The 23,163-nt window shown below is 52.3% G+C and carries 18 protein-coding genes and 1 tRNA gene; 8 read left to right on the plus strand and 11 right to left on the minus strand.

Features of this window, described 5'->3' with window-relative positions; all coding sequences use genetic code 11:
• Positions 1–41: 41 nt before the first annotated feature.
• The 5 genes from GC090_RS08625 to ssuD all read right to left on the minus strand — a co-directional run bounded on the left by GC090_RS08625 (position 42) and on the right by ssuD (position 6,969).
• Positions 42–1,244: an acyl-CoA dehydrogenase family protein gene (locus GC090_RS08625; RefSeq protein WP_205950341.1), complete on the minus strand. Its 1,203-nt coding sequence runs from the start codon at positions 1,242–1,244 to the stop codon at positions 42–44.
• The gene (locus GC090_RS08630) at positions 1,237–2,691 is read right to left on the minus strand and encodes an MFS transporter (protein ID WP_054633624.1); all 1,455 of its coding nucleotides are present in this window, start codon (positions 2,689–2,691) and stop codon (positions 1,237–1,239) included. The genes GC090_RS08625 and GC090_RS08630 overlap by 8 nt, the downstream gene beginning before the upstream one ends.
• Positions 2,692–2,887: 196 nt before the next feature.
• Complete coding sequence (locus tag GC090_RS08635; RefSeq protein ID WP_033742023.1) at positions 2,888–4,297, minus strand: LLM class flavin-dependent oxidoreductase; 1,410 nt, start codon at positions 4,295–4,297, stop codon at positions 2,888–2,890.
• Positions 4,298–4,368: 71 nt separating this feature from the next.
• A complete protein-coding gene (locus tag GC090_RS08640) occupies positions 4,369–5,781 on the minus strand; it encodes an FAD/NAD(P)-binding protein (RefSeq protein ID WP_110267411.1) in 1,413 nt (470 codons plus the stop codon).
• Positions 5,782–5,796: 15 nt separating this feature from the next.
• Positions 5,797–6,969 (minus strand): FMNH2-dependent alkanesulfonate monooxygenase, encoded by a 1,173-nt coding sequence (gene ssuD, locus GC090_RS08645; RefSeq protein ID WP_039343204.1) that lies wholly within the window; start codon positions 6,967–6,969, stop codon positions 5,797–5,799.
• 274 nt (positions 6,970–7,243) lie between these two features.
• Here ssuD and GC090_RS08650 point away from each other — a divergent pair, with 274 nt between their 5' ends.
• The 4 genes from GC090_RS08650 to GC090_RS08665 all read left to right on the plus strand — a co-directional run bounded on the left by GC090_RS08650 (position 7,244) and on the right by GC090_RS08665 (position 11,566).
• Positions 7,244–9,133 (plus strand): sigma-54-dependent Fis family transcriptional regulator, encoded by a 1,890-nt coding sequence (locus GC090_RS08650; RefSeq protein ID WP_324021380.1) that lies wholly within the window; start codon positions 7,244–7,246, stop codon positions 9,131–9,133.
• 96 nt (positions 9,134–9,229) lie between these two features.
• Positions 9,230–10,177 (plus strand): sulfonate ABC transporter substrate-binding protein, encoded by a 948-nt coding sequence (locus GC090_RS08655; RefSeq protein WP_324021382.1) that lies wholly within the window; start codon positions 9,230–9,232, stop codon positions 10,175–10,177.
• Between the two features lie 627 nt (positions 10,178–10,804).
• On the plus strand, positions 10,805–10,972 hold the full coding sequence (locus GC090_RS08660; protein WP_324021383.1) for a hypothetical protein: 168 nt from the start codon (positions 10,805–10,807) through the stop codon (positions 10,970–10,972).
• Positions 10,973–11,377: 405 nt separating this feature from the next.
• Entirely contained in the window at positions 11,378–11,566 is a 189-nt protein-coding gene (locus GC090_RS08665) for a hypothetical protein (protein WP_262959153.1), read from the plus strand.
• 589 nt (positions 11,567–12,155) lie between these two features.
• On the opposite strand, the gene GC090_RS08670 is transcribed toward GC090_RS08665, so the two are convergent.
• The 6 genes from GC090_RS08670 to pmrA all read right to left on the minus strand — a co-directional run bounded on the left by GC090_RS08670 (position 12,156) and on the right by pmrA (position 18,113).
• A complete protein-coding gene (locus GC090_RS08670) occupies positions 12,156–13,643 on the minus strand; it encodes a glucosyltransferase domain-containing protein (RefSeq protein WP_324021384.1) in 1,488 nt (495 codons plus the stop codon).
• Positions 13,644–13,650: 7 nt separating this feature from the next.
• Complete coding sequence (locus tag GC090_RS08675; protein ID WP_324021386.1) at positions 13,651–13,818, minus strand: hypothetical protein; 168 nt, start codon at positions 13,816–13,818, stop codon at positions 13,651–13,653.
• Between the two features lie 1,331 nt (positions 13,819–15,149).
• Positions 15,150–15,237 (minus strand) — tRNA-Ser (locus GC090_RS08680).
• A 197-nt stretch (positions 15,238–15,434) separates the two neighbouring features.
• Positions 15,435–15,974: a peptide-methionine (S)-S-oxide reductase MsrA gene (gene msrA, locus GC090_RS08685; RefSeq protein WP_006120229.1), complete on the minus strand. Its 540-nt coding sequence runs from the start codon at positions 15,972–15,974 to the stop codon at positions 15,435–15,437.
• A gap of 388 nt (positions 15,975–16,362) precedes the next feature.
• Complete coding sequence (gene pmrB / locus GC090_RS08690; protein ID WP_324021387.1) at positions 16,363–17,430, minus strand: two-component system sensor histidine kinase PmrB; 1,068 nt, start codon at positions 17,428–17,430, stop codon at positions 16,363–16,365.
• Positions 17,427–18,113 carry a two-component system response regulator PmrA gene (gene pmrA, locus GC090_RS08695; RefSeq protein WP_033742008.1) on the minus strand — a complete coding sequence of 229 codons (687 nt, stop codon included), beginning with the start codon at positions 18,111–18,113 and terminating at the stop codon, positions 17,427–17,429. Before pmrA ends, pmrB begins: the two co-directional genes overlap by 4 nt.
• Before the next feature lie 846 nt (positions 18,114–18,959).
• Between pmrA and otsB the strand changes: the two genes are divergently transcribed.
• From otsB to flhC, 4 genes are all read left to right on the plus strand, one after another.
• The gene (otsB, locus tag GC090_RS08700; protein ID WP_054633632.1) at positions 18,960–19,748 is read left to right on the plus strand and encodes a trehalose-phosphatase; all 789 of its coding nucleotides are present in this window, start codon (positions 18,960–18,962) and stop codon (positions 19,746–19,748) included.
• Positions 19,745–21,181: an alpha,alpha-trehalose-phosphate synthase gene (otsA, locus tag GC090_RS08705; protein ID WP_033742002.1), complete on the plus strand. Its 1,437-nt coding sequence runs from the start codon at positions 19,745–19,747 to the stop codon at positions 21,179–21,181. The genes otsB and otsA overlap by 4 nt, the downstream gene beginning before the upstream one ends.
• 978 nt (positions 21,182–22,159) lie before the next feature.
• The gene (gene flhD / locus GC090_RS08710; protein WP_006120236.1) at positions 22,160–22,510 is read left to right on the plus strand and encodes a flagellar transcriptional regulator FlhD; all 351 of its coding nucleotides are present in this window, start codon (positions 22,160–22,162) and stop codon (positions 22,508–22,510) included.
• The gene (gene flhC / locus GC090_RS08715; protein WP_033742000.1) at positions 22,510–23,088 is read left to right on the plus strand and encodes a flagellar transcriptional regulator FlhC; all 579 of its coding nucleotides are present in this window, start codon (positions 22,510–22,512) and stop codon (positions 23,086–23,088) included. The genes flhD and flhC overlap by 1 nt, the downstream gene beginning before the upstream one ends.
• Positions 23,089–23,163 lie beyond the last annotated feature (75 nt).

Consider the following 23,163-nt stretch of genomic DNA (forward strand, 5'->3'; position numbering starts at 1 on the left):
GCCGGGTTTTTTTGTGTCTCAGATTCGCCGCCTGGCCGCGATCATTCACCGCTGCCGATCTGCCAGATAAAGGTCGGATCGCGCCGGTTCACTTCCCAGTCGCCGACATTTCGGCTCTTGTAGATCACCGGATTGTGGGACGCGATGGTTCGGGCATTGCGCCAGTGCCTGTCCAGCGTGTTTATCACCCGCGTATCGGACGCGCCCAGCGCATTAAATAACTCGCTGGCCGCGCGGGTAATCCATTCTACGGCGACGACCTGCGCTTTGGCGGCCTCCACTTCGGCCTGCACGTTAGCGGCGTGAATCAGGCTTTCTGCTTGCCCTTGTTGGTGCGCATCAAACGCAAGCTGGAGGGACGGCGTGGCCTGCTGCACGGCGGCATCTGTCGCCCAGACCCAACTGCTTATCTGGCCGACAACCTGCAACACCTGCACATCCTGTTTGACCTGGCGGGCATTACCGTGGCTGTAAATGCGTTTTCGTTGTGCAACGCTCCGGGATACATCCCGCACAATAGCGCGACCAATGCCGGCCAGGGTGGCGAGTAAGACATGCTGATAAAAAGCCGTCTGATAGCGAAAGCGTTCACTAAAGTCATACACATGCGCAGGCTCCACGTGCGCCTCGCGAAAGCGCGTAGTGCCGCTACCGGTCAGGCGTTGCCCAAATCCATCCCAGTCATCGTCCCGCTCAACGCTGTCCTGATGAGTGCTCACCACCGCAATCACGTCGCGCTGGTTGTCGGTGCGCTTAGCGTACACATCAATCCAGTCGGCATAGAGTGTGCCGGTGCTGTAAAACTTTTCGCCCGTCAGTTGCCAACCGTGCCCGGTAGGGGAAACGGTGGTATTCACGTCTCCCAGCCTGACGCTGCCCGTTTCACTCCAGCCACTGCCGACAATGTCGCCATCAACAAAGCGGCGAAACCAGCGTTGACGGTCTTCGCTGTCAGGCTGATTGAGGCGATCCTCGACAAAGGCCATATGGGCACGCAGAGCCTGAGGCAGATTGGAATCCGCTTCTGCCAGCTCGGTGAGCAAACGAAAAAGCTGCGGCAGCGAAGCCCCCAGGCCGCCATTAGCCGTTGGGATACGCAGCGTGCCAAAGCCCGCCGCCTTAAGCCAGTTTATCGGCTCATGCAACAGTGTCCGGTCGCGTTCGCGTGCAGCGGCCCCGTCGGCGATGCGGGCAAAAACAGGACGAAAGCGTTCTGCCAGACGGGTGTAATCAGGTTCAGACATGGTGTTCTCCTTGGGCTGACGGGTCATCAATATCGTGGCGCGTCGGTTCAAAGCGCACCACAAGCAGGAAAATGATGGGGATGAGAGCGGCCAGTGACACGATCCAGAACAGGTTGGTGCCATAAGCCGCCTGCAATATCGGCAGAATGAACAGCGCCAGTGCGCTTCCTGCACCAGAGATCGAACGGCTAAATCCGACGCCGGTGGCGCGAATAGATGTGGGATAGGCGAGGGCGGGATAGATCATTAACTGCGCACCGGGTCCGAACCCTTCGGCAAACAGCCACACTCCCAGCAGCAGAATGGCAAAGACCACACCGTAAGTGGCTTCAGGATGCCCGATCAAGGCCAGTGAAATCAGGGCGATAAACTGTAGCGCAAACCCCGCGATGGCCACATGACGAGAGGGAAATTTCCAGGCCAGTCGCATGCCCAGCAGGCCGCCGGTAAAGGCGAACAGCGCATTAAGTCCCAGTGAGGCGGCAATGGTTTCGAACACGCCCGCGCCCAGAAACTGCGCCAGAATCGAGGGGAGGAAAAATGCGATAGCCGTATATTCAAAAGCGATACAGGCGTTCATCACCGCTGCCACGATAGTGCGTTCGCGATATGGCTTCTGGAACAGCACGCGGAAACTGACCGCCGGTGCGACAGGCTCGATGGCAGGGGACTTATCTTCATGTGCCTGGATGCCATAGGACTCACGCAGAATACGGACCGCACCGCGTAAATCTCCCTGATTAGCCGCCCATAAAGGCGATTCGTTCATAAACTTGCTGCGCACGGCAATAATCAGCAGGGCAGGCACGGCACCAAACAACAGCGATGCCCGCCACAGCCAGTCAATGTGCTGGGCTGGCAACAGGAAGTAGAGGGCGAAGATGATGAAAAAGCAGACCGACGAGGCGGCATACCACATCGGGCACCAGGCCGCCAGTCGCGCAGCTTTGTTGCCTTTACCCGAAAACTTCGAGAATTCGGCCAGATAGGCCATGGCCACAGGCAAATCCATTCCCACACCAATGCCCATCAAAAAGCGCGCCCCGATCAGTACCCAGACATTCGGAGCCAGACCGGCAGCGAGGGCAGAAACGACGAAAAAAAGCATGTCTGCCATAAACACCGAATAGCGACCGTATTTATCGGTCAGCCAGCCGCCAGCCAGGTTGCCCACAATGGTGCCGATCATAATGGAGGAGGTGACCAGCCCGGTTAAGGTTGGCGTTAAGCTAAACGTCTTAACGACATCATCGATGCCGTAGGACAGCGTCGTGAGGTCATAGGCATCCAGAAAAACGCCGCCCAGCGCCAGAAACACGATCCAGCGCGCATAGCTGTTTTTGTCACTTTGCGTATTGATCAGTCGGGCCACATCGTTGACGGAGCGAACCGGTGTGGAAGGCGGCGAGGGGATCGCCACATCATCATCGATATTGAGAGTGCTCATGTTTTCCTCGTTATTGTCTGTACAGGTGCTGCCTTTATAAGCAGTGCATACGCAGTAAACAAACAAGAAAAAGTGATAAGGAATGCTTTAATTTCAATAAGTTATTTTTTATTCTCAGGCATGAAAAAGACCGGAAACGTGGGCACGCTTCCGGTATGGGTTGGGTGAATCAGGCTAACGAAGCCGTCTCGTTATGTTATGAGGCTTCAGCAGGGACGATCAGGCCCGCTGACGAGGGCGTGCGTCGGTAGCTGGCACCAGGATGAGGATGAGTAAGGCGATCGCCCAGCCCAAAAAGCTTCTCCCGTAACGTGCCGGGCTGGTAATCCTGCTTATATACGCCGCGTTTTTGCAGTTCCGGCACCAGCAGGTTCACGACGTCAGCAAAGGTTTCATGGGTAACGGCATAAGCCAGATTAAAACCGTCAACGTCTGTTTCCTCCACCCAGCTCTGTAGTTCATCTGCCACGGTTTCGGTGCTGCCCACCAGCAACGGCCCAAAGCCGCCAATGCCTACCCAGTCGGCCATGTTTTGCACCGTCCATTCACGCTGCGGATCGGCGGTCGAGAAGCTCTCTACAACAGACTGAATCGCATCGGTATGAAGATGTTTAAACACCTGATCGGGTTGATACTGACTAAAGTCAATGCCGGTCCAGCCGGAAATCAGGGCAAGGGCACCTTCGTGGCTGACATAACGTTTGTAATCCTGCCATTTGGCCTGGGCCAGCTTATCGGTCTCGCCCACGATCACGGTTTGCATATTGAAAATGAGAATGCTGCGCGGATCGCGTCCGGCCTCCTCTGCGCGCCGACGAATATCGGCCACGGTTTTCCTGAGCAGCACCTTAGACGGCGCGGCAACAAACACGCACTCGGCATGTTGCGCGGCAAAAGCCTTACCGCGGCTGGAGGCACCCGCCTGATATAACACCGGCGTGCGCTGTGGTGACGGCTCACACAGATGAATGCCCGGCACCTGGAAAAAGGTGCCCTGATGGTTGATCGGATGGACTTTGTTCGGATCGCTGAAGATATGGCGCTCCCGGTCGCGGATAACGGCGTCGTCTTCCCAGCTGCCTTCCAGCAGTTTATAAACCACCTGCAAATACTCATCTGCATAATCGTAACGGGCATCATGACGGGTTTGCGTGGCCTGGCCCAGATTGCGTGCGCCGCTTTCCAGATAGGAGGTGACGATGTTCCAGCCAATCCGCCCTTTGGTAAGATGGTCCAGCGTCGACATCCTGCGCGCAAACGGATAAGGATGCTCAAACGAAAGCGAGGCGGTCAGGCCGAAACCGAGATGCTGAGTGACCATCGCCATTGGGGTGATCAGCGCCAGCGGATCGTTAACCGGCACCTGAGAGGCACTGCGAAGGGCGGCATCATTGTTGCCGTTAAAAACATCATAAATGCCCAGTACATCGGCGATAAACAGGCCGTCAAATTTACCGCGCTCCAGCAGCACGGCTAAGTCTGTCCAGTATTCCAGGTCTTTGTACTGCCAGGAGCGATCGCGCGGATGCGCCCACAGGCCGGGTGACTGATGACCCACGCAATTCATATCAAAGGCATTTAAGCGGATTTCACGTTGTTTAGGCATAGCAGGCTCCTGAGCGGATGCGGCACGCCGGTGCCGCCCACTTTTTAGGGGGATAATAAACAGGTAAGTGATTAGTCAGTCAGTGAAAGGGGACATCGCTCGTTTAGCGTAGCGGTTGTGAGATTCAGCAGTTGACGGGCAACCGCTTCCGCATGCATTGCCACCTGCGGCAGGCCCATCAGTTCACCAAACCGACCGCGGGCCGCGGGACCGACCACATACAGATGGGAATTGCTGTGGCCCTGTGCCGTTCGCGTCTGCGACAGGGCATTGACATCAATGCCAAGCGCTAAAGGATCGGGCCGGATGACGCCGTCATCACACAACTGGCGTAGCAGGGCATCATGTTGTACCAGTTTCCCGTGCGCCGGGCCGGTGGTCACGATCACCTTATCCACCTCCCGCGTCACGACTTCGCCCGAGCGAGTTTGCAGATGCAGCCGTACCGCAGAATAGCTGGACTCTGCCGCCGTCAGCCGCGCCGCCATCACCTGCAACGATCCGTTTTCCTGCCGCGCGTTCAGCACCTGGCCTGCCTGTGGCGCAATGCGGTAGCGGTGCACATCCCACCACGGCCGCAGATGGCGCAGAAAGCGCCGTTGCTCATTCAGTGGCAGGCTCTGCCAGAGGGTCTGGCCCTGCCGACGAACCTCATCAAAGACGACCTGCCACGGAAGCCCGCGCGCCGCCGCCAGACGCATGTCCTGGCGGATGCGCCGTAACCAGCAGCGCACACCCGCTGGCCTGGCAAGGTGCCCTTCAAGCGACCAACTGAGGTCATGCTGACTGATATTGGGCCGGGGAAGTTGTCCACGGCGTGAAAACACGGTGACAGGGCCGCGGTGTCCCTGGCGATCCAGCGTGGCCACCATATCCGCCATCGTTAAACCGCTGCCCACAATGGCGATGCGCTCCTCCGGACCGACAGAGGCGAGGGCGTTCTCCTGCCAGGGATCGGCGATGATGGCGGGATGGTCAGCCAGTGCGGTTAACGCGCCAGGCAACGACGGCGCGGGATGACTGACGGCCAGGACCACAATGTCGGCGGCAAGGTGTTTGCCGGCGGCGGTGCTGACCGTGCCGTCCCGGAAAGCCACAGCGCGATCCTTCAGATGCGCCAGAACGACAGGCGACTCACGTTGTGCCGCCTCGAACTGTGCATTGACCCAACGGGCAAACTGCCTGCGCTGAGGATAGACATGACCATCGTGCCAGCGCGCGGCGGGATCGCTGACATATGCATCAGAGGCGCGATACCAGCGATCAAAGCTGCCTTCTTCCTCTCCCGCCAGCTGCATGCGTGACGCGGGTACATTAAGGCGGTGAGCCGGATCGGCCGTCGAGTAGGCAACGCCCTGCGCCAGCTGCGACCGGGGTTCGATGAGCGTGACACGCAGTCCGGCCTGGCCCAGACGACCCAGATGCACGGCCAGCGCTGTCCCGCTAAATCCACCGCCCACGATGACAATATGCTGCTCTGACATAAACCGCCTCATTTGTTAGCTGGCACTGGCGCTTTTTTCGGGACGACGATCGCCACCGATAGTTTCACCAAAGGGACCTGTATTCACGCTGCGCTGTGCTTTCCCGGCGTGCGTCGACAGCGGCAGCAGTGGCATCAGTAACTCGGCTACCCGGTGCGCTTCTTCCAGATGCGGATAGCCCGACAGAATAAAGTTATCAATCCCCAGCGCCTGGTATTCCCGAATCCGCGCAGCCACCTGCTGAGGGTTGCCGACCAGTGCAGTGCCCGCGCCGCCGCGCACCAGTCCGACGCCTGCCCATAAATTGGGGCCGATGCGTAAGCCTTCGCGTGAACCGCCGTGCAGTGCACTCATGCGCGCCTGGCCCGTCGAATCCATACGGGCAAAGATCTTCTGAGCGGATGCGATGGTTTCATCATCCAGATGAGCTATCAGTTTATCGGCTGCTGCCCAAGCTTCCTCTTCGGTTTCACGCACAATAACGTGCAGTCGAATGCCATAGGACAACGCCCGGCCACGTTCCTGCGCCCGCTGGCGCACAACGTCCAGTTTGGCGGCAACCTGCTCAACGGGTTCGCCCCAGGTGAGATAAGTATCGACCTGACTGGCGGCCACGTCGACCGCATCGTCCGACGAACCACCAAAGTAGAGCGGTGGACCGTCGGCCTGCACAGGCGGAAACAGAATTTCAGCGCCCTCCACACGAATATGTTCACCGTGGAAGTCCACTTTCTCGCCTTTCAGCAAACGGGAATAGACCTCCAGGAACTCCCGCGTGACCTGATAGCGTTCGGCATGACTCAGGAAAATACCGTCGCCTTTATTTTCCACCGGATCGCCACCCGTCACCACATTGATCAGTAAGCGCCCGTCTGACAGACGGTCCAGCGTTGCCGCCATGCGCGCCGCCAGGCTCGGCGGCTGCAACCCCGGCCTGACCGCCACCAGATAACGCAGCTGTTTAGTGATGGGGGCCAGAGCCGCCGCCACCAGCCAGGAATCTTCACAACTTTTACCCGTGGGGATCAGTACGCCGTAGAAACCCAGATTGTCTGCCGCCAGGGCGACCTGTTGCAGATAGGGCAGATCGACCGCTCTGCCGCCCTGGGTGGTCCCCAGATAACGTCCGTCACCGTGGGTGGGTAAAAACCAGAACAGATTAATATTTTTCTCAGAGGCTTCAGGCATTAGCAGATTCCTTTATAACGATATTTGAAATTGGCAAATTAAAAGCAATCTTTCAGTTATAAAGCCATTAGCAGAATACGTGCCAACTGCGGCTGGTCATTTTCTCCTTTGAATTTATAGCGTTATGAATTCAGCGTTCAGGTACGCGCTGTTGCACATGCAGCAGACGTTGAACTTCAGTGCTGCATTTGCAGCACAGGGGCTCAGCCCGTGGCTCGTTTCCCTTCACGCTTAGCGTTATCGTGAGCGCTCAGTCACTTTGCAGGTATTCGCTATGGAACACGCTGGTCCCGATTTAATTGACCCGGCTTCTCTGGCCTTCAAAAGTATCCTGGATCGCCTGGCACCCACGGATGCCACGGTGTTAATCATTGGCGAAACCGGCACCGGTAAAGAGGTGATGGCGCGCTATCTGCATCACCACAGCCCGCGCCGCCGCGCGCCCTTTGTCGCCGTGAACTGCGGCGCACTGACGGAAAGTCTTGCCGAGTCAGAACTGTTTGGGCATGAGAAGGGCGCGTTTACCGGTGCCAAGGAACGTCATCGTGGCTGGTTCGAGGCGGCGCAGGGCGGCACGCTGCTGCTGGATGAGATCGGTGAACTCAGTTTGCCGCTCCAGGTAAAACTGTTGCGCGTATTGCAGGAGAGAGAGATTACCCGGGTAGGTTCATCTCAGGCGATAAAGGTAAATGTTCGGGTGCTTGCCGCCACGAACCGCGACCTGACCGGTGCGATTGCCGAACGGCGCTTCCGCGAGGATCTTTATTACCGGCTGAATGTGGCCAGCGTGGCGCTGCCGCCTCTGCGCGAGCGCCGTGAGGATATACCGGTGCTGGCCGCGTATTTTCTGCAACACTATGCGCGCCGACTGGGCCGACCTCAGCTGCGTCTGAGTGAGGAGGCGATCGCGACGTTAAGCCGGTACGCCTGGCCGGGCAATATTCGGGAGCTGGAAAACACATTACATAATGCTGTTCTGCTCAGCCAGGAAACACTCATTGGCCCCGGGCATCTGCGTCTGGGCCACGTGACTGAGGCTGTACCGGTGCCTGAACAGGATGTGATTGATCAGTTTATCCGGCAGCAACTGCAGCACAGTGAAACGCCCCTGTATCCCAGAATTATTGAATCCTTAGTGCGGAATGCCTATGCGCTGAGTCAGGGAAATCAGCTCCAGGCGGCAGCGCTGTTGGGGATCAGCCGTCACAGCCTGCGCACCCATCTGGGCCACTGCGGCATCATTAAGCCGCGCCGCAGCAGCGCCATCGCGCCATCGCGTGTTTTGACAGACTCTGTGGTGCAGGAGCGCGAGTTGCGTATTGGTTACCAGAAGTTCGGCAATCTTGGCATTCTCAAAGCCCGTCAGCATCTTGAGCAGCAGCTGGTGGGCCAGAATGTCCGCGTGTTGTGGAGTGAATTTCCTGCGGGGCCACAGTTGCTGCACGCCCTGCGCGATCAGGAAATTGACTTTGGTACGACAGGCGAAGTTCCGCCCCTGTTTGCCCAGGCCGATCAGGGCACCATGGTCTATGTGGCCTGGGAACCGCCTGCGCCGCAAAGTGTTGCCCTGATGGTCGCCAGACACAGCGCCATCACGACGATTGCCGATCTCAAAGGCAAGCGCATTGCGGTGAATAAAGGTTCTAACGTCCATTTTTTGCTGCTGCAGATCCTCGATGAAGCAGGCCTGACGCTGGACGACGTGCGTATCGTGTATGCCCCACCGAAATATCCGTTAACCGCCAGCGACCTGAATGCGGTCGATGCCTGGATGATGTGGGACCCTTTACTGAGTGAGGCCGAACGTGGCGATCAACTGCGCGTCATTGCCGATGGCGTGGGCCGGGTCAGCAACCATCAGTTCTATCTGGCGGATCGCCAGTTTGCTACGCATTCACCCGATTTACTGCGCCTGTTGATGACCGCGCTGGAGCAGACTGGCCAGTATATCGATGCCCATCCGGCCGAGGCTGCCGGGTTACTGGCAAAGGAGTTGGGCATGTCCGACAGCGCATTACGTCAGGCGCTGGCGCGGCGTAGTCATCGAACTCAGGCGATGAACTTAGCGATTATTCGCGAGCAGCAGAGAATCGCCGATCGTTTCTATGCGCTCGGTCTGTTTCCCCGCGCCATCAACGTCCGGGACAGAGTCTGGCCGCAATGACGTTTTATGACTAAGGACAGAACTTATACGCATTAAGCCCTCAGGCACGGATTTGTTATGTTGCGCTGACAACACCTTCGTTCAGGACAAAAAAAAATGAGAAAAATAGTGATAAGCGCACTGATTGCGCTCGCTCATCTTGGCACCTTCGTGACAGCACAGGCGGAAGACAAACCCCAGGTCGTGAATATCGGTTTCCAGAAAGCGAATATTTTTGCGCTGCTGAAATACCGTGGCACGCTCGACAGCGAATTTAAAAAGCAGGGCATTGATGTGCGCTGGGTGGAGTTCCCGGCAGGCCCGCAGATGCTGGAAGGGCTTAACGTAGGCAGTATCGATCTGGCGGCCACCGGCGATGCGCCACCTGTCTTCGCGCAGGCGGCACAGGCCGATCTGGTCTACCTTGGCCACTCGCCGGCCAACCCGCAGACCGAGGCCATTGTGGTGCCGGCCGATTCCACGATCAAAAGTGTCAAGGATCTGAAAGGCAAGCGCGTGGCGCTGAACAAAGGATCGGATGTTAATTATCTGCTGGTGACTGCGCTGGAGCAGGCGGGGCTGACGTATAAAGATATTACGCCGGTTTATCTTCCGCCTGCCGATGCCCGGGCCGCCTTCCAGCGCAGTGCTGTCGACGCCTGGGTTATCTGGGATCCGTATCTGGCCGAAGTCGAAACCACGGCCCATGCGCGCCTGCTGAAAAATGCCGAAGGCTTAGTGCCGCATTACACCTTTTTTCTGGCCAGCCGCAAATTTGCTGATGGTCATCCCGAGACGGCGAAACAGGTGCTGAACGCGCTGAGTCAGCTGAGCACCTGGGCAAACAGTCATCAGGCTGACGCCGCAAAAATCCTTTCCGGCTCCACGGGGTTGCCTGTACCCATCTGGCAGCGCGCGCTGGCCCGCATGCCGTTTGGGGCGGAACGTATGACGCCCAACGTGTTTAACGAACAGCAGGCGCTGGCCGATAAATTTACCCAGATCGGTCTGTTGCCGGTGAAGGTGAATGTCAGCAGCGCGACGTGGGCACGGGATAAGCAGTAACGCGTGAGCGCGAGGCTTTAAGGGCCTGCGGGTGAACCGGCAGGCCTTTTTTATTGGGTGCGACAGAGGAAGATAAAGAGGGATTCACCCGCTGCGCTCGCCCTTCGGGTGGCCTGTCAGTCATTTCGATGTCGATCGATGACATGGACGAAATCATGCATTACATACTGGTGCGGCCTCCGCCGATATTTTTTTTGGTATCGGTGGATTTTTTGTTCGGGGCAAAATGACCTTTACATGAGCCATTACAGCGCAGGTGACTAGTTAGTCGCACTGAGCCAGCTTTTAAAACCTGCGCGTGACAGAGTGACATTATGAAATAACTGACTGCGTCGGCAGGCTTTTATTCTCAGGAGCCTTTGCCGACAGCAACTGTGATATTAATGAGGTGGAAAACATTTTGGGCCTGCCAGACGACTGTGCCGTCAGTAAGATAAATAGCAATCAGCAATCGACAGGCCGCTGTTGTTTCAAAACTAATTATTATGTGCAGATGGTCGTCACGCTGGATTATACGGTCACCATCAGGCTGTTTCACCCGGCCTTAAGCGGGCTGCCGGTATGCGGGGACCCACTGAACGATGACGACTGGCCATTTGTTTGGCTTACAATGCACCGCAGAAGACCATGAAATCTGCCGAGGCAGGAATCAGCTATTCCGTCAATCCGCTGCTTTCCTGGAATAACAAACAGCTGGAGTGTCAGCTTAACAAGCTCGCATCCTCGCACCTGATTCTGTTGTTTAACTACGCCTGTCAGGCACTCTTTTTCTCCTTCATTATTGCCGCCTGGTAAGGGTTTTCATGCTCAAAATAAATGATTTAACGCTGACAGCAACAGCCGACGGGCACTGCACCGACGGGCCGTCGCAGGCGGAGAGACGCCAACACGCATAATGTCAGGCAGGTTTTATGCAATAAAGGACGCTCTTGTTAATACTCTCACAGCGACAGGAATGGCGACCGATCCTAAAAATAGAGCGCAACTGCTGGCGGCTTTGTATACATTGGTTGGTCCCGGCCGCTTGCTTAATATTCAGATCCTGACAGATAGCAGCACATATGTTCTGACTTCTGAAACAAAAAATCTTCGTAGAGTCAGTGTGCACTGGAGGTGGTGGGGAAGAAGCCACCGCGAGGGGCTTCAGGTAGTAACTTTATTGAGTCGGAGGTGGAGGCGGTACGTCTGGAACCGCTAACGATGTGTTCTCAATTGGATGTGCGGCAAAAGGGATTTGGTGGTAACACCGTAAGCATTTCATTACTTGTCAACGCTGTGCTGGTGTTTGATGCAGCAGTAGGATCGCCTGGTTATATGATAAATGCTGATGGCCGTAACGTTGGTGGTGTGACCAATTTTTTTGAGATATGGTGGCTTTGGAGCATCTAACGACCTCGGCGGTGAAGGTATAGTAGTACGGCTAAGGAGGAATAGCTTTAACCATTTAGTCCAATACAGCCCACAGGCTAGTGGAACTGGAAGCAAGGGAGTTTTGATCGTTTGGGAGTATTCATAATTTCTGTTTACGTATTAATCAAAGACAGGTATGTTGGCAATATTGTTATTTGGGATAGGGTTTGAGATGCTGTCGAGATATTCCCAGACTATACGGTTATAAACCTTAGCCAAGATTTCACCGCTAGGATTGGCGACACAATATTTCGGAAAAACTTATACCCTATCCTTCTGATGGTTATTAACACAAAATCGATAAAAAAGCACTATAGGTTGTAACTGATAACCGGGGTTTAAAAGAAAAGCAGATATTCTTGCAATAAATATAAGGGAGAATTCTTTATTAATAAATGAAGTCAGTAAAATATAAGTCTTTGGCAAACTGAATTACTACCAAGAGTAAGAGGGGGGAGAATTAAAAGAGTTTAACTTTTGGGTTTGGATACATTAAATTTTTGCAATCAATAGATGCTAATATACTTAATGATTCAGCCTGGCCAGTAAGGCCAGGCTGAATACTAGTTTAAAACCACGGGTCGCCAAGTCTCACGACAACCACATTGTCAAATGTTCCCACCGAATCAACGGAAGGCCAGTTCTTTAGATCCTTCCCAATTTGTTTCGCTTTCTTCTCCTCGTTCTCGCTGAGTGGTATGAAGTCAGCAATATTGCTTGTTTTCAGCATGGCTAAAATTCTTCGATTGCTTGCTCCATCCCAGAAGAAGAATGAATTGCCGAACACGTCAGCATTTTGCAATTTCCAGTTATTATGAACATTATAAGGTCCATAGAAGTAAATCTTATTTCTGTATGGAGAAAAAGAAGGATTCTTTAACCTTACCGTGCTGATCACATCATTGTAGAAAGAGTTATCTGCTTCACGCGCCATTTTGTCCGAGTAGAATAACTTACTTACATTAACGCATGATATCAGTACTAATATGCACGCAGCTATTAAAATTGTTTTTTTAAATAAGTTAAAATGATAAATTAGAGTGAATGCGCACGCAAAAGCAACAGGCAATGACATCATAACCCTCGCAGGCTGATTTGTTCCCATTACCAGTATCATTAGCATCGGACTTAGTGCACACAAGAACACAAGGATGGCAACTCCCGCTCTTACGTTAAAAGTTCTACCCTTTAAGAAAAATGGCATTATAAAAGATATTGGAATTAATGAATATGCCGACAACCCAAAATAACTGTCTGCTGTAAAATATGAAGAAACAGAAGAGTAAATATTTGATATCGTTTCCGTAGTGGAAGTTTTACCCCAGGCTAATAATTGAGAGAAATACTTGTAGTCACCAACGCCAAAAGTTTTTTGAGCTAACTTTGCGCTGACATAATAAAGAGTTACTGCCGCAATTGAAATCACAGAAAAATATAAAGGTTTGAATGATTTTCGCCCATCCCCATTGCTTAAATTTATAGCGCATGCGGCAATCGTTAAAGGATAGGTTATGAAGTGTGAAGACTGATATATGGATGTTGAAAGTGTTAAAAGAATAACTCCATACAAAGAACTCAATGAAAAAACTCTGCATTGATTGAGCGTAAAAACACAAAATGAAATGGATGCTAACAGCACAGACAATGCGACTGTATCAACCTGGTTGGAGAACTCTGCTTGATACGCAAACTGAGGAATTGAAGCCATTAACAAAGAAAAAACAATTGAAGACTCTTTGTTAATATTTAAAGATTTACACATAAATGATGATGCAAAAGATAAAAAGATTATCCCGAGGAAAAGTGATGCAAATGGAGTGAATGGCTCGGGGAAAATCCACCTTCTGAGTATGGCATGAAACCACCTGTTCATCATCAGAGTCTGGCAGAAGTTATCTGTAAACTCCTCATCAATTGAAAGCGTGAAGTTGCTTAACTCAAACCAATAGATAAAAACACTACAAATAAAGGTTGTTATGAAAGGAAGGAATAAAGCGTTATTTAATAAACCTTTACCTGTGCTCCCTGAAAAAACCGCGTCCCGATACTTATTCATAGAAAACTTACCTTGAAAACTCTGTAACATTTACACACTTACCTTCTTTAAGGATGCATTCCTGAGGCTCATCAACCTGGGCATTTCTTGCATTTAGAATCGAGTAAACGTAAATCCCGGCTATAACAAAGGCCATCATTAGCGCTTTGACGCTTAAGAAGCGTTTCATAACCATGCTTATCTCCTGAAAAAATTGGGACTATAATGCTATTTTGGGAGCATTCTTACAATGCATTTAGCTATAAACTACATGCTAAACATAAACGCTTTCCTGCCAATGCCTTTACAAATCTCCCTGTGACACCCACTTGATCAGTTATGTTGAACGATATAACTGTGATTATGTACAGTATTTATATGAGTCCTCCTCATGCCACGTTACGGCGACATACAGGTTTCATTCCATGAGGCTATATGGCGCAACCATAAGTACGGCGTCACGGTGTCCATGACTGACTTTGTTGTAGAACTTGCAAAGCGTAGTTGGGAGTTCAGAAACAAGCAGGCCAACGAATGGACAGCGCAAACGTGTTTATTCGATCCATCGCTGGAAGAGTGCGAAAACATGATCTGGCAGGTTTCTATAACCACGGGGAGTATACTGATATAGGATTTCTTTCACCGGCGGCAGGCTTCGTTTAAAGTTGCATTCATTTGAAAGAGCTGACGCTTCTGCGCTTATCCTCAACGATTCGCATCGAAACGCCGCGAAGGTTTGCGCTGGTAGACAATAACATCACGCTGGTAACGGGCAATGAGATCGTCTGGCAAGTTAATGGCTACCCTATGGTGGGAAAATACTTCAGGCACGCAATTATTACTGAAGGCTGTGAGACGATTGAAGGGAGTCTCTGAAAGGTGTAGTGATGATTGAAGGGTTACGCACAAAATCCTGTCAGTGTATGAAGCTGAATGGCTGCCAGTATAAAAAATAGTTGATTAAGCAGATTAAGACAAGACCCTTTAAGTAGCCAAAAGTTAATGGGTTATGAACAAAATAAGTAGTTTTATTGGATACATAACTGAAAAGTTAATGACGTCAATCAGAGGATTTTTCCTTGCCTCAAATTGCGTGGACGTTTCACGTACATTATTGTGTGCTTTTTTGTAGTGCCAGTATCTCTATGTAGCCTCTAAATCCGGCTTTGTCTCTGCAACGTCATAATATAGGTTGCGTTGAGAGGGGGATTCACTCGCTGCGCTCGCCCTTCGGGTGGCCTGGCGGCCATGCAAAACGGCATTGCCGTTTTGTCGCCCCCCGGTCGGGGGTTCTCATCCCCCTCTCAGGAGAACAGGCAAAAAAAAGTCCAGAGGTGAGTCTGGACGCTTCTTCAAATCTGGCGGTGAGAGGGGGATTCACTCGCTGCGCTCGCCCTTCGGGTGGCCTGGCGGCCATGCAAAACGGCGTTGCCGTTTTGTCGCCCCCCGGTCGGGGGTTCTCATCCCCCTCTCAGGAGAACCTGCAAAAAAAAAGTCCAGAGGTGAGTCTGGACTCTTCTTTGAATGTGGCGGTGAGAGGGGGATTCGAACCCCCGATACGTTGCCGTATACACACTTTCCAGGCGTGCTCCTTCAGCCACTCGGACACCTCACCGCAAATTGTTGCTGACCGCGCTGGGTCAACGGGGCGCTACTATAGGGAGTCGACCTGAAACGGTCAAGCACTATTTTTTTCTTTTTTTCTATTCGCTTAAGCTCTGAACGAATCGCGTTAAGGCTGCGCAAAATCGGGTTTTTTAATCACAAAACGCCCGTTTTTACGCAGTGTAAAGTCCGCTCAGCGGCAGGCGGTTACTGGGCGGTTTTAACCCGGCTGGCAAAACTCTTGCGTAGCTTTTGCAGTTTAGGGGGAATCACCGCCATGCAATAGCCGTTTCGCTGGCCGGCACCTTCCCAGTAGTCCTGATGATAACCTTCTGCCGGATACCAGGCCTTTAATGGCTCAATGGTTGTGACAATCGGTTTATCATGATCCTGCTGAGCGCGTGCAATCGCGGCACGGGCTTCAGCTTCCTGCTCGGGTGTTTCGGGGAAAATGGCGGAGCGATATTGAGTGCCGATGTCGTTGCCCTGGCGATTAAGCTGTGTTGGATCATGCGTGGCAAAACTGATGTCTAGCAAATCGCCATAGCTGACCTTCTCAGGATCAAAGCCAATGCGAATGGCTTCTGCATGACCGGTGGCGCCACTGCAGACCTGCTCATAGGTCGGATTAGGGCGCTCGCCGCCGGTGTAACCGCTTTCGACTGACTCAACGCCAATCACGTCTTTAAAAACCGCTTCTGTACACCAGAAACAGCCGCCTGCGATTACTGCATATTCGATTGCCATAAATGTTACTCCTGTCTGGTCTGAAGGAAAGAGGTGGGGATGACGTCAGGCATTTTCAACATCTCTGAAGACGTCAGCGTAAAGAGAGCCGCGTTAAACGCCGTCTGATGTGGGGCCTTTTTGTCACACGATGCGTTTAGCGTAGCAGGGAACAGGGCAAGCGGTGGGCACCCTGTCGGGAAGGTTTAAGCAGCGACAGGGAATGTAGCGCTTAATGTTTCCTTAACACAGGGCAGCGATACTGAGGTGGATTCTACAGGAGACGCTATGAAAACCACGACTGTTACCGCCACCTCTTTCGTATCACGCCCATTCAGCGAGTACGTTGCCGTTATTCTTGCCGTCAGCGCTGTCATCAGCTTTCTGGCCTGCTGGTTTGTGAACTGAATCAGTCCACCGCGAAAAGGACCCTGGCCAGGCAACCTGAACGGTCAGGGCGATTTTCCAGCAGAAACTGTCCATGATGTAACTGCACAATCCGACTGACGATACTCAGGCCCAGCCCAATGCCACCATAGCGCGTGTCAATGCGGACAAAGGCTTTGCTTAACTCGCCGCGCCTGCTTTCATCAATGCCGTCACCTTCGTCTTCCACGATCAGCGCCGGGCCTGGTGTGTTTTCAAGCCGCACGGTGATATTGCTTTCAGATGGGCTGTAACGGTGGGCGTTTTCCACCAGATTGCGCAGAAGCATTCGTAACAGGATCGCATCGCCTTTCACCCTGAAGCTGTGCTCAACATCAAGGGTTAACGTTTGATGACGCACGGCAAGCATCGCACTCAACTCCGCTTCCATAGGCACAATCACTTCATCAATGAGGGCAACCTGCTGGTAGCTGCCCGAGGTAAACTGCTGGCCGGCACGGGTCAGCTGCAGCAACTGGGCGACATTTCCTGTCATCTGATCCAGACGATGTAATAAAGGTTGCGTATCGACGGCCTGATTTCGTTGTAGCAACTCAAGATGTAAGCGTAAACCTGCCAGCGGCGTTCGCAGCTCATGGGCCACATCGGCCGTAAACAGGCGTTCACGTTCCAGACTGTCTGTCAGACGTGCGACAAGGCGATTCACAGAGTGCGTAACAGCGTCAATCTCCTGCACCGATCCGGAAAAGGTGATAGGTTCCAGGTTTACCTCGCTCCGGTTCTCCAGTTCACGCTGCAACTGATAGAGCGGGCGGGTAATCCAGCGTACCGCCTGATAGCACAGGAGCAGCGTCAGCGTAATCATCACCAGACTGGGCAGGGCAAGACTCATCACGGCTTCGCGGACTTCTTTATGCACATGCCGGTCCATGTTGCGGTTCTGCAGATGCGCCTCAACTAAAAATTGCACCTGTTCCTGACTTTCATGCCAGAGCCAGGCCACGCTGATGAGCTGGAAAAACAGCATAATGAGGCCAATCGTGAGAAGCAGCCGAAAACGCATGGTCGTCCCGGTGCGGTCAGTATTCATGTCTCGGGCATCTCGTTATCAGTTTGGGAGGGGGACAGGGCATAGCCGAAGCCGCGAACCGTTCTGATCATGCTTTTGCCGATCTTGTCACGCAGGTTGTGGATATGCACTTCCAGCGTATTGGTCGAAGGCTCGTTATCAAAATTGTAGATATCCTGATACAGCAATTCGCGGTGCACCGGATGGCCCGCTTTGAGCATCAGGCGAGACAGAATCGAAAACTCTTTAGGGGTGAGATCAAGCAAGGCGTTATCCAGATGAATCTGGCGATGGGTCATATCCAGCGACAGGTTGCCCACCTCCACGCGCGTATCCCCCTGGTTAACATGACGTCTGATAAGGGCACGAATCCTTGCCAGCAGTTCATCCAGCGCGAAAGGCTTGATCAGATAGTCATCGGCACCTGCATCCAGCCCGGCGATGCGCTCATCAATCGTGTCACGCGCGGTAAGAATCAATACAGGCTGCATCTGCTTCTGACGGCGAAGACGCTGCAGAAAGTGCAGTCCATCCTCATCCGGCAGGCCGACATCCAGCACGATCAAACTGTAAAGCCCGCTGGCAAGATGAGCTTCCGCGGAACGGACCGTTGAAACCGCATCGCAGACATAGCCCGTGCCTTCCAGCGCCAGAACAAGACCTTGCAGCAGCAGAGCATCGTCTTCAACAATTAATATTTTCATAAGCGCTTAACAGGATACCTCTTTTGTATCAGTACCGATGACCGGACACAGCAATAGCGGGTCGCTCTTGCGCGAACTCACCTTGACAACCTTGTCCGGCAAGTGGATAAGGCAGGCCGTCCCGGTTTCGTCGGCTGTGCCTGCTTTGGGCAAACATGCCGTGATTGTTGCTGACATGACGAATGTTGTCACTCAACTTAGCTCAGCGGAAACGTTAATTAAAGATGAGATAAAGGGGGCTGCAAATCAGCCCCTTTTCGTCTCGCCCGGCATAATGCCTTAACCCGTAATAAGACGTTTTATCAAATGCGAAAGGGCAACATGACGGGCGGACTATTAATATAAAGGCGGAATAATAAAAAATGTTATTTTATCCGGGTTGAATCATTAGTGAATGTCTCCATTATTATTGCGCTAATACATTCGCATTAACGCGCAACAATGAAAGTCAGACGGTAATAAGTGAACAGTATGGATAAGAAAGATTAGGAAAACCTTAAACAGGACCATTTATTACATTTTTATTTCTTTTTTGCGGGCGCAAAATAAGTCGGCGTGAGCAGGCCGGTAATCGCCGTTATTGCCAGCAGCAGAATTAAGCGTGACGGCTGGCACAGGAAATGCATATTTCTGGCAGAATGCAGGATTGCGTCTACACTTTATGGGGCGACAACGACAGTCAGTGAGTTTTTCAGCACTTAACGCGTATGTTTTTGGAGAAAGAGTTACCGAATTGCAGGGTTTTACCGCGCAGTCTCCTTACTTCATTCGGCCTTGCGCCGACCTCTTGCTGAACGCTCTCTGCTGCGATGTCCTGATGATGAACCCGTTTACAGGAGAAGACACGTGACCCAGACGGCAGAAAGTAATGCCTCGTTTCCGTCATTGAGCGGCGGTCTGTATGCCTTCTTTTTTGATGTTGATGGCACGCTGGCAGCGATACAGCCCCAGCCGGATGCCGCTTTCATTCCAGAACAGGTTGTAGCAGAGCTGCAACGCCTCTCTTCTTTATGCCACGGCGCGCTGGCGCTGGTATCAGGTCGTCCTGTTGAGCAACTGGATGCGCTTGCGGCACCGTTGCACGCGCCGGCTGCCGGCGTGCATGGCGCTGAACGTCGTGACGCGGAGGGCAGGGTGCACCGCGTGTCACTGCCCGAAGAGACTGAACGTCAGCTAAAACAGATGCTGGAAGCCGAAATGGCCCACTGGCCAGATACGCAGCTTGAAGCGAAAGGGATGGCGTTTGCCCTCCATTATCGTCGGGCGATGGCACATGAGCAGGACATATTGCACCTTGCGCAGGCCGCCGTCGAACGTTTCTCGGGTCTGACGTTGCAGCCCGGAAAGTGTGTGGTTGAAATTAAACCGACCGGCATTGATAAAGGCGCGGCTGTGCAGGCATTTATGCAGGAAGCCCCGTTCGCGGGACGTATTCCGGTGTTCATCGGTGACGATCTGACCGATGAGAAAGGCTTTGCCGCCGTCAATGCCATGCACGGGATTTCCGTGAAAGTGGGAGAAGGCGAAAGCCAGGCACGTTATCGTTTACATGACGTTACGGATGTCTATGCCTGGCTGGAAAGAACACGATTACAATTAGAGCAAGATAACGTTGGTAAGGAGTTTAGGTTATGAGTCGTTTAGTTGTTGTATCTAACCGTATCGCCATGCCAAATGGGAACAAAACCAGCGCGGGCGGCCTTGCCGTTGGCATCCTGGATGCGCTGAAAAGCACGGGTGGACTGTGGTTTGGCTGGAACGGTGAGATAAGTGAATTTTCGGGTGAGGAAGAAAACCCGGTATCGGTAACGGAGCATGATGGTATTGAATATGCCTCCTTCCCGCTGAGCCAGAACGAGTACGATCTCTATTATTGTCAGTTTTCTAATACCGTTATCTGGCCTGCTTTCCATTACCGTTTAGATCTCGTGCAGTTCCAGCGTGAAGCCTGGGAAGGATACTGCGAAGTTAATGATGCCGTCGCGCAGCGACTGAAACCGCTGATCAAGCCTGACGACATTCTGTGGATTCATGACTACCACTTCCTGCCGTTTGCCGCCGCGCTGCGCCGGGCAGGCATCAACAACCGCATCGGTTTCTTCCTGCATATTCCTTTCCCGACGCCCGAAATTTTCAATGCGCTGCCGCCGCACAGAGAACTGCTGGAAATGTTGTGCGAATACGATCTGTTAGGATTCCAGACGGAATCTGATCGCGTCGCCTTCCTCGACAGTGTGAGCCAGCTGACGCAGTTGCAGAATAAAGGTGACAAAAAACATCGCGCCTATGGCAATACCTTTATGACGGAGGTGTACCCGATAGGGATCGAACCTGACAGCATTAAAGAGATGGCTGAAGGGCCATTGCCACCCAAAATGGCGGCGATGAAGAAAGAGCTGGGCGATGTGCGCAATATCATTGCCTGCGAACGTCTGGATTACTCGAAAGGCCTGCCGGAACGCTTCCTGGCGTATGAAGCGCTGCTGGAAAACTACCCGCAGCATCACGGCAAGATTCGTTACTCGCAGATTGCGCCAACGTCTCGTGGCGATGTGCAGGCCTATCAGGATATTCGTCATCAGTTAGAAACCGAGGCAGGGCGCATCAACGGTAAATACGGCACCCTGGGCTGGACGCCACTCTATTATCTTAACCAGCACTTTGACCGTCGTTTATTGATGAAAATTTTCCGTTTAACGGATGTCGGCTTAGTGACGCCGTTGCGTGACGGGATGAACCTGGTGGCGAAGGAGTACGTGGCGGCGCAGGACCCGGACGATCCGGGTGTGCTGGTACTGTCCCGTTTTGCCGGTGCGGCTAACGAGCTGACGTCCGCGCTCATCGTGAACCCTTATGACCGCGATGAAGTGGCCGCGGCGCTGGATAAAGCGATTACCATGCCCCGTACCGAGCGTATCTCACGCTATAACGATATGATGGCGGTACTGCGTAAAAACGACATCACCGCATGGCGCGAAAACTTCCTGCGTGATCTTGAGAAGATTGCCCCGCGGAGTGCCGATCACGGCATGGCAAATAAGGTTGCCACCTTTCCGAAACTCGCCTGACAGCAGAGCAAGCCAGGGAAGGCTTGCTGTGCGTTACATCCCGCCGCTTTTGCATACACGCTGTTGCTAATGATTGTCCCCTAACTCAAAAGCGCTTTTGCGTCGCCAGGCGTCCGTCTGACGGCAAAGTGGCGTAAAAATGTGCAATTAACACCACCATTCACTTTCTTTACCTGTTTAAGCTAAAGTTCTCTTCATTCCTGCCGATAGTTAAAATGCATAAAACTCTCCTGCCTGCAATTCATTCATATCCTTAATGTAACTCCTTGTTACATCGGTGTACGCTCTCTAAACGGGTTGCTTTCAGCCTTTACGACGGATTGTCAGAAAGCGCGTAATCAGAGTTGTCGGCCTTCTGCCCCTGTTTTCCCTTCTTTTTGTCTTATCACCTAACTGACTAATTTAAATACAAATAATGCGCGCCATGGGTAGCATATTCCACTGGTTTTATGGTTTTAGCTGGTTCTAAATAGGGTGCAAATTCCATTCATTGAGATAAACAGGAATTCTGCCTGCCTTACAGAATCATCCCTGATTTTTGTAGCCAATTAAGTCCAGCTCAGGACAAATCCCTGTAAAAAAAACGTCAAATTGCGCAAAAAACAGACAGTGAGGAAGGGATAATAAAGCGTTACTGAAGAAAATAGAGGAAAAAGTGTGATCTGCGTCACACTTTATCTAAAATTTCACCGAACTGTCGTTGTATGTAAGGATCATCCGATATAGATTTGCCTTGTTTTCGGATTAGTCTTAAAAAAAGCAAGCAAGCCTCAGGGAAGAAGGTTATCGACTTAAGAATAAGGTGGACTGAAAAGATTGACTTCTGACCGGAAAGACAGGGTCGCAAAAAGAAGCAGAACTCAGAACCATTGCTTTTTATGTTTAATTATTTTGCCATCTTTAGATTTACCAACCAGCAGCTCGATACGCAGAGATGTCATCTGCGGTAAGTTACGTCGCGTCTCTCAGGATGGAAAAATGGGTACATCTGAATTACTAAAACATATTTACGATATCAACTTGTCATATTTACTGCTCGCGCAGCGATTAATTAACCAGGAAAAAGCTTCTGCGATGTTTCGCCTCGGGATCGATGAAAAGATGGCTGACGCATTGTCTGAATTAACCTTACCTGAAATGGTGAAATTAGCTGAGACCAACCAACTTGTGTGTCAGTTTCGTTTCACCGATAGCACCGTTATTAATCGCCTGACGCAGGAATCACGTGTGGATGATTTACAACAAATCCATACCGGGATTCTTTTATCCAGCCGTTTATTACGCAGTGCGTCGAAAGACGCCGCGCCTACTAAAAAGAGGGCGGTATAATGGGTGAGAAAAGTATTGTCCAGGAAGCGCGTGATATTCAGCTCGCTATGGAGCTGATCACACTGGGTGCGCGCTTACAAATGCTGGAGAGCGAGACGCAGCTGAGCCGCGGTCGCTTGATCAAACTCTATAAAGAGTTGCGTGGCAGTCCACCCCCTAAAGGTATGTTGCCATTCTCGACTGACTGGTTCATGACCTGGGAACAGAACATTCATGCCTCAATGTTCTGTAATGCCTGGACGTTTTTACTGAAAACCGGTTTGAGCAAAGGGATTGATGCGGTGATTAAAGCCTACCGCCTTTATCTCGAGCAGTGCCCGCAATCGGACGAGGGCCCGCTGTTGGCGCTAACACGCGCCTGGACCCTGGTGCGATTCGTTGAAAGCGGTATGCTGGAATTATCAGATTGTAAATGCTGCAGCGGCAGCTTTATTAATCATGCACATCAGCCTGTTGGCAGCTTTGTCTGCAGCCTGTGCCAGCCACCATCACGTGCCGTAAAAAGACGTAAACTTTCTGCAGATACTGCCGATATCTTTCCACAACTGCTGGATGAACAGGTTAAACACGCCGTTTAAATTTGTTCGCAATGTGGAAGTCATCCAGCAGCGGTTAATCCCGCTGCTTTTTTTTTGCCTCCACAGGGTGAACAT

Origin of the sequence: Pantoea sp. JZ29, assembly GCF_035190385.1 — a bacterium.
GTDB lineage: Bacteria > Pseudomonadota > Gammaproteobacteria > Enterobacterales > Enterobacteriaceae > Pantoea > Pantoea stewartii.

What these genes read in the sequence shown, in the direction of transcription:
- GC090_RS08625 (WP_205950341.1), bottom strand. Translation starts at nt 1,244, where the DNA reads ATGTCTGAACCTGATTACACCCGTCTGGCAGAACGCTTTCGTCCTGTT.
- msrA (WP_006120229.1), bottom strand. Translation starts at nt 15,974, where the DNA reads ATGGCAATCGAATATGCAGTAATCGCAGGCGGCTGTTTCTGGTGTACA.
- GC090_RS08650 (WP_324021380.1), top strand. Translation starts at nt 7,244, where the DNA reads ATGGAACACGCTGGTCCCGATTTAATTGACCCGGCTTCTCTGGCCTTC.
- pmrA (WP_033742008.1), bottom strand. Translation starts at nt 18,113, where the DNA reads ATGAAAATATTAATTGTTGAAGACGATGCTCTGCTGCTGCAAGGTCTT.
- GC090_RS08675 (WP_324021386.1), bottom strand. Translation starts at nt 13,818, where the DNA reads ATGGTTATGAAACGCTTCTTAAGCGTCAAAGCGCTAATGATGGCCTTT.
- pmrB (WP_324021387.1), bottom strand. Translation starts at nt 17,430, where the DNA reads ATGAATACTGACCGCACCGGGACGACCATGCGTTTTCGGCTGCTTCTC.
- flhC (WP_033742000.1), top strand. Translation starts at nt 22,510, where the DNA reads ATGGGTGAGAAAAGTATTGTCCAGGAAGCGCGTGATATTCAGCTCGCT.
- GC090_RS08635 (WP_033742023.1), bottom strand. Translation starts at nt 4,297, where the DNA reads ATGCCTAAACAACGTGAAATCCGCTTAAATGCCTTTGATATGAATTGC.
- GC090_RS08670 (WP_324021384.1), bottom strand. Translation starts at nt 13,643, where the DNA reads ATGAATAAGTATCGGGACGCGGTTTTTTCAGGGAGCACAGGTAAAGGT.
- flhD (WP_006120236.1), top strand. Translation starts at nt 22,160, where the DNA reads ATGGGTACATCTGAATTACTAAAACATATTTACGATATCAACTTGTCA.
- ssuD (WP_039343204.1), bottom strand. Translation starts at nt 6,969, where the DNA reads ATGCCTGAAGCCTCTGAGAAAAATATTAATCTGTTCTGGTTTTTACCC.
- GC090_RS08665 (WP_262959153.1), top strand. Translation starts at nt 11,378, where the DNA reads ATGTGTTCTCAATTGGATGTGCGGCAAAAGGGATTTGGTGGTAACACC.
- GC090_RS08640 (WP_110267411.1), bottom strand. Translation starts at nt 5,781, where the DNA reads ATGTCAGAGCAGCATATTGTCATCGTGGGCGGTGGATTTAGCGGGACA.
- otsA (WP_033742002.1), top strand. Translation starts at nt 19,745, where the DNA reads ATGAGTCGTTTAGTTGTTGTATCTAACCGTATCGCCATGCCAAATGGG.
- GC090_RS08660 (WP_324021383.1), top strand. Translation starts at nt 10,805, where the DNA reads ATGAAATCTGCCGAGGCAGGAATCAGCTATTCCGTCAATCCGCTGCTT.
- GC090_RS08630 (WP_054633624.1), bottom strand. Translation starts at nt 2,691, where the DNA reads ATGAGCACTCTCAATATCGATGATGATGTGGCGATCCCCTCGCCGCCT.
- GC090_RS08655 (WP_324021382.1), top strand. Translation starts at nt 9,230, where the DNA reads ATGAGAAAAATAGTGATAAGCGCACTGATTGCGCTCGCTCATCTTGGC.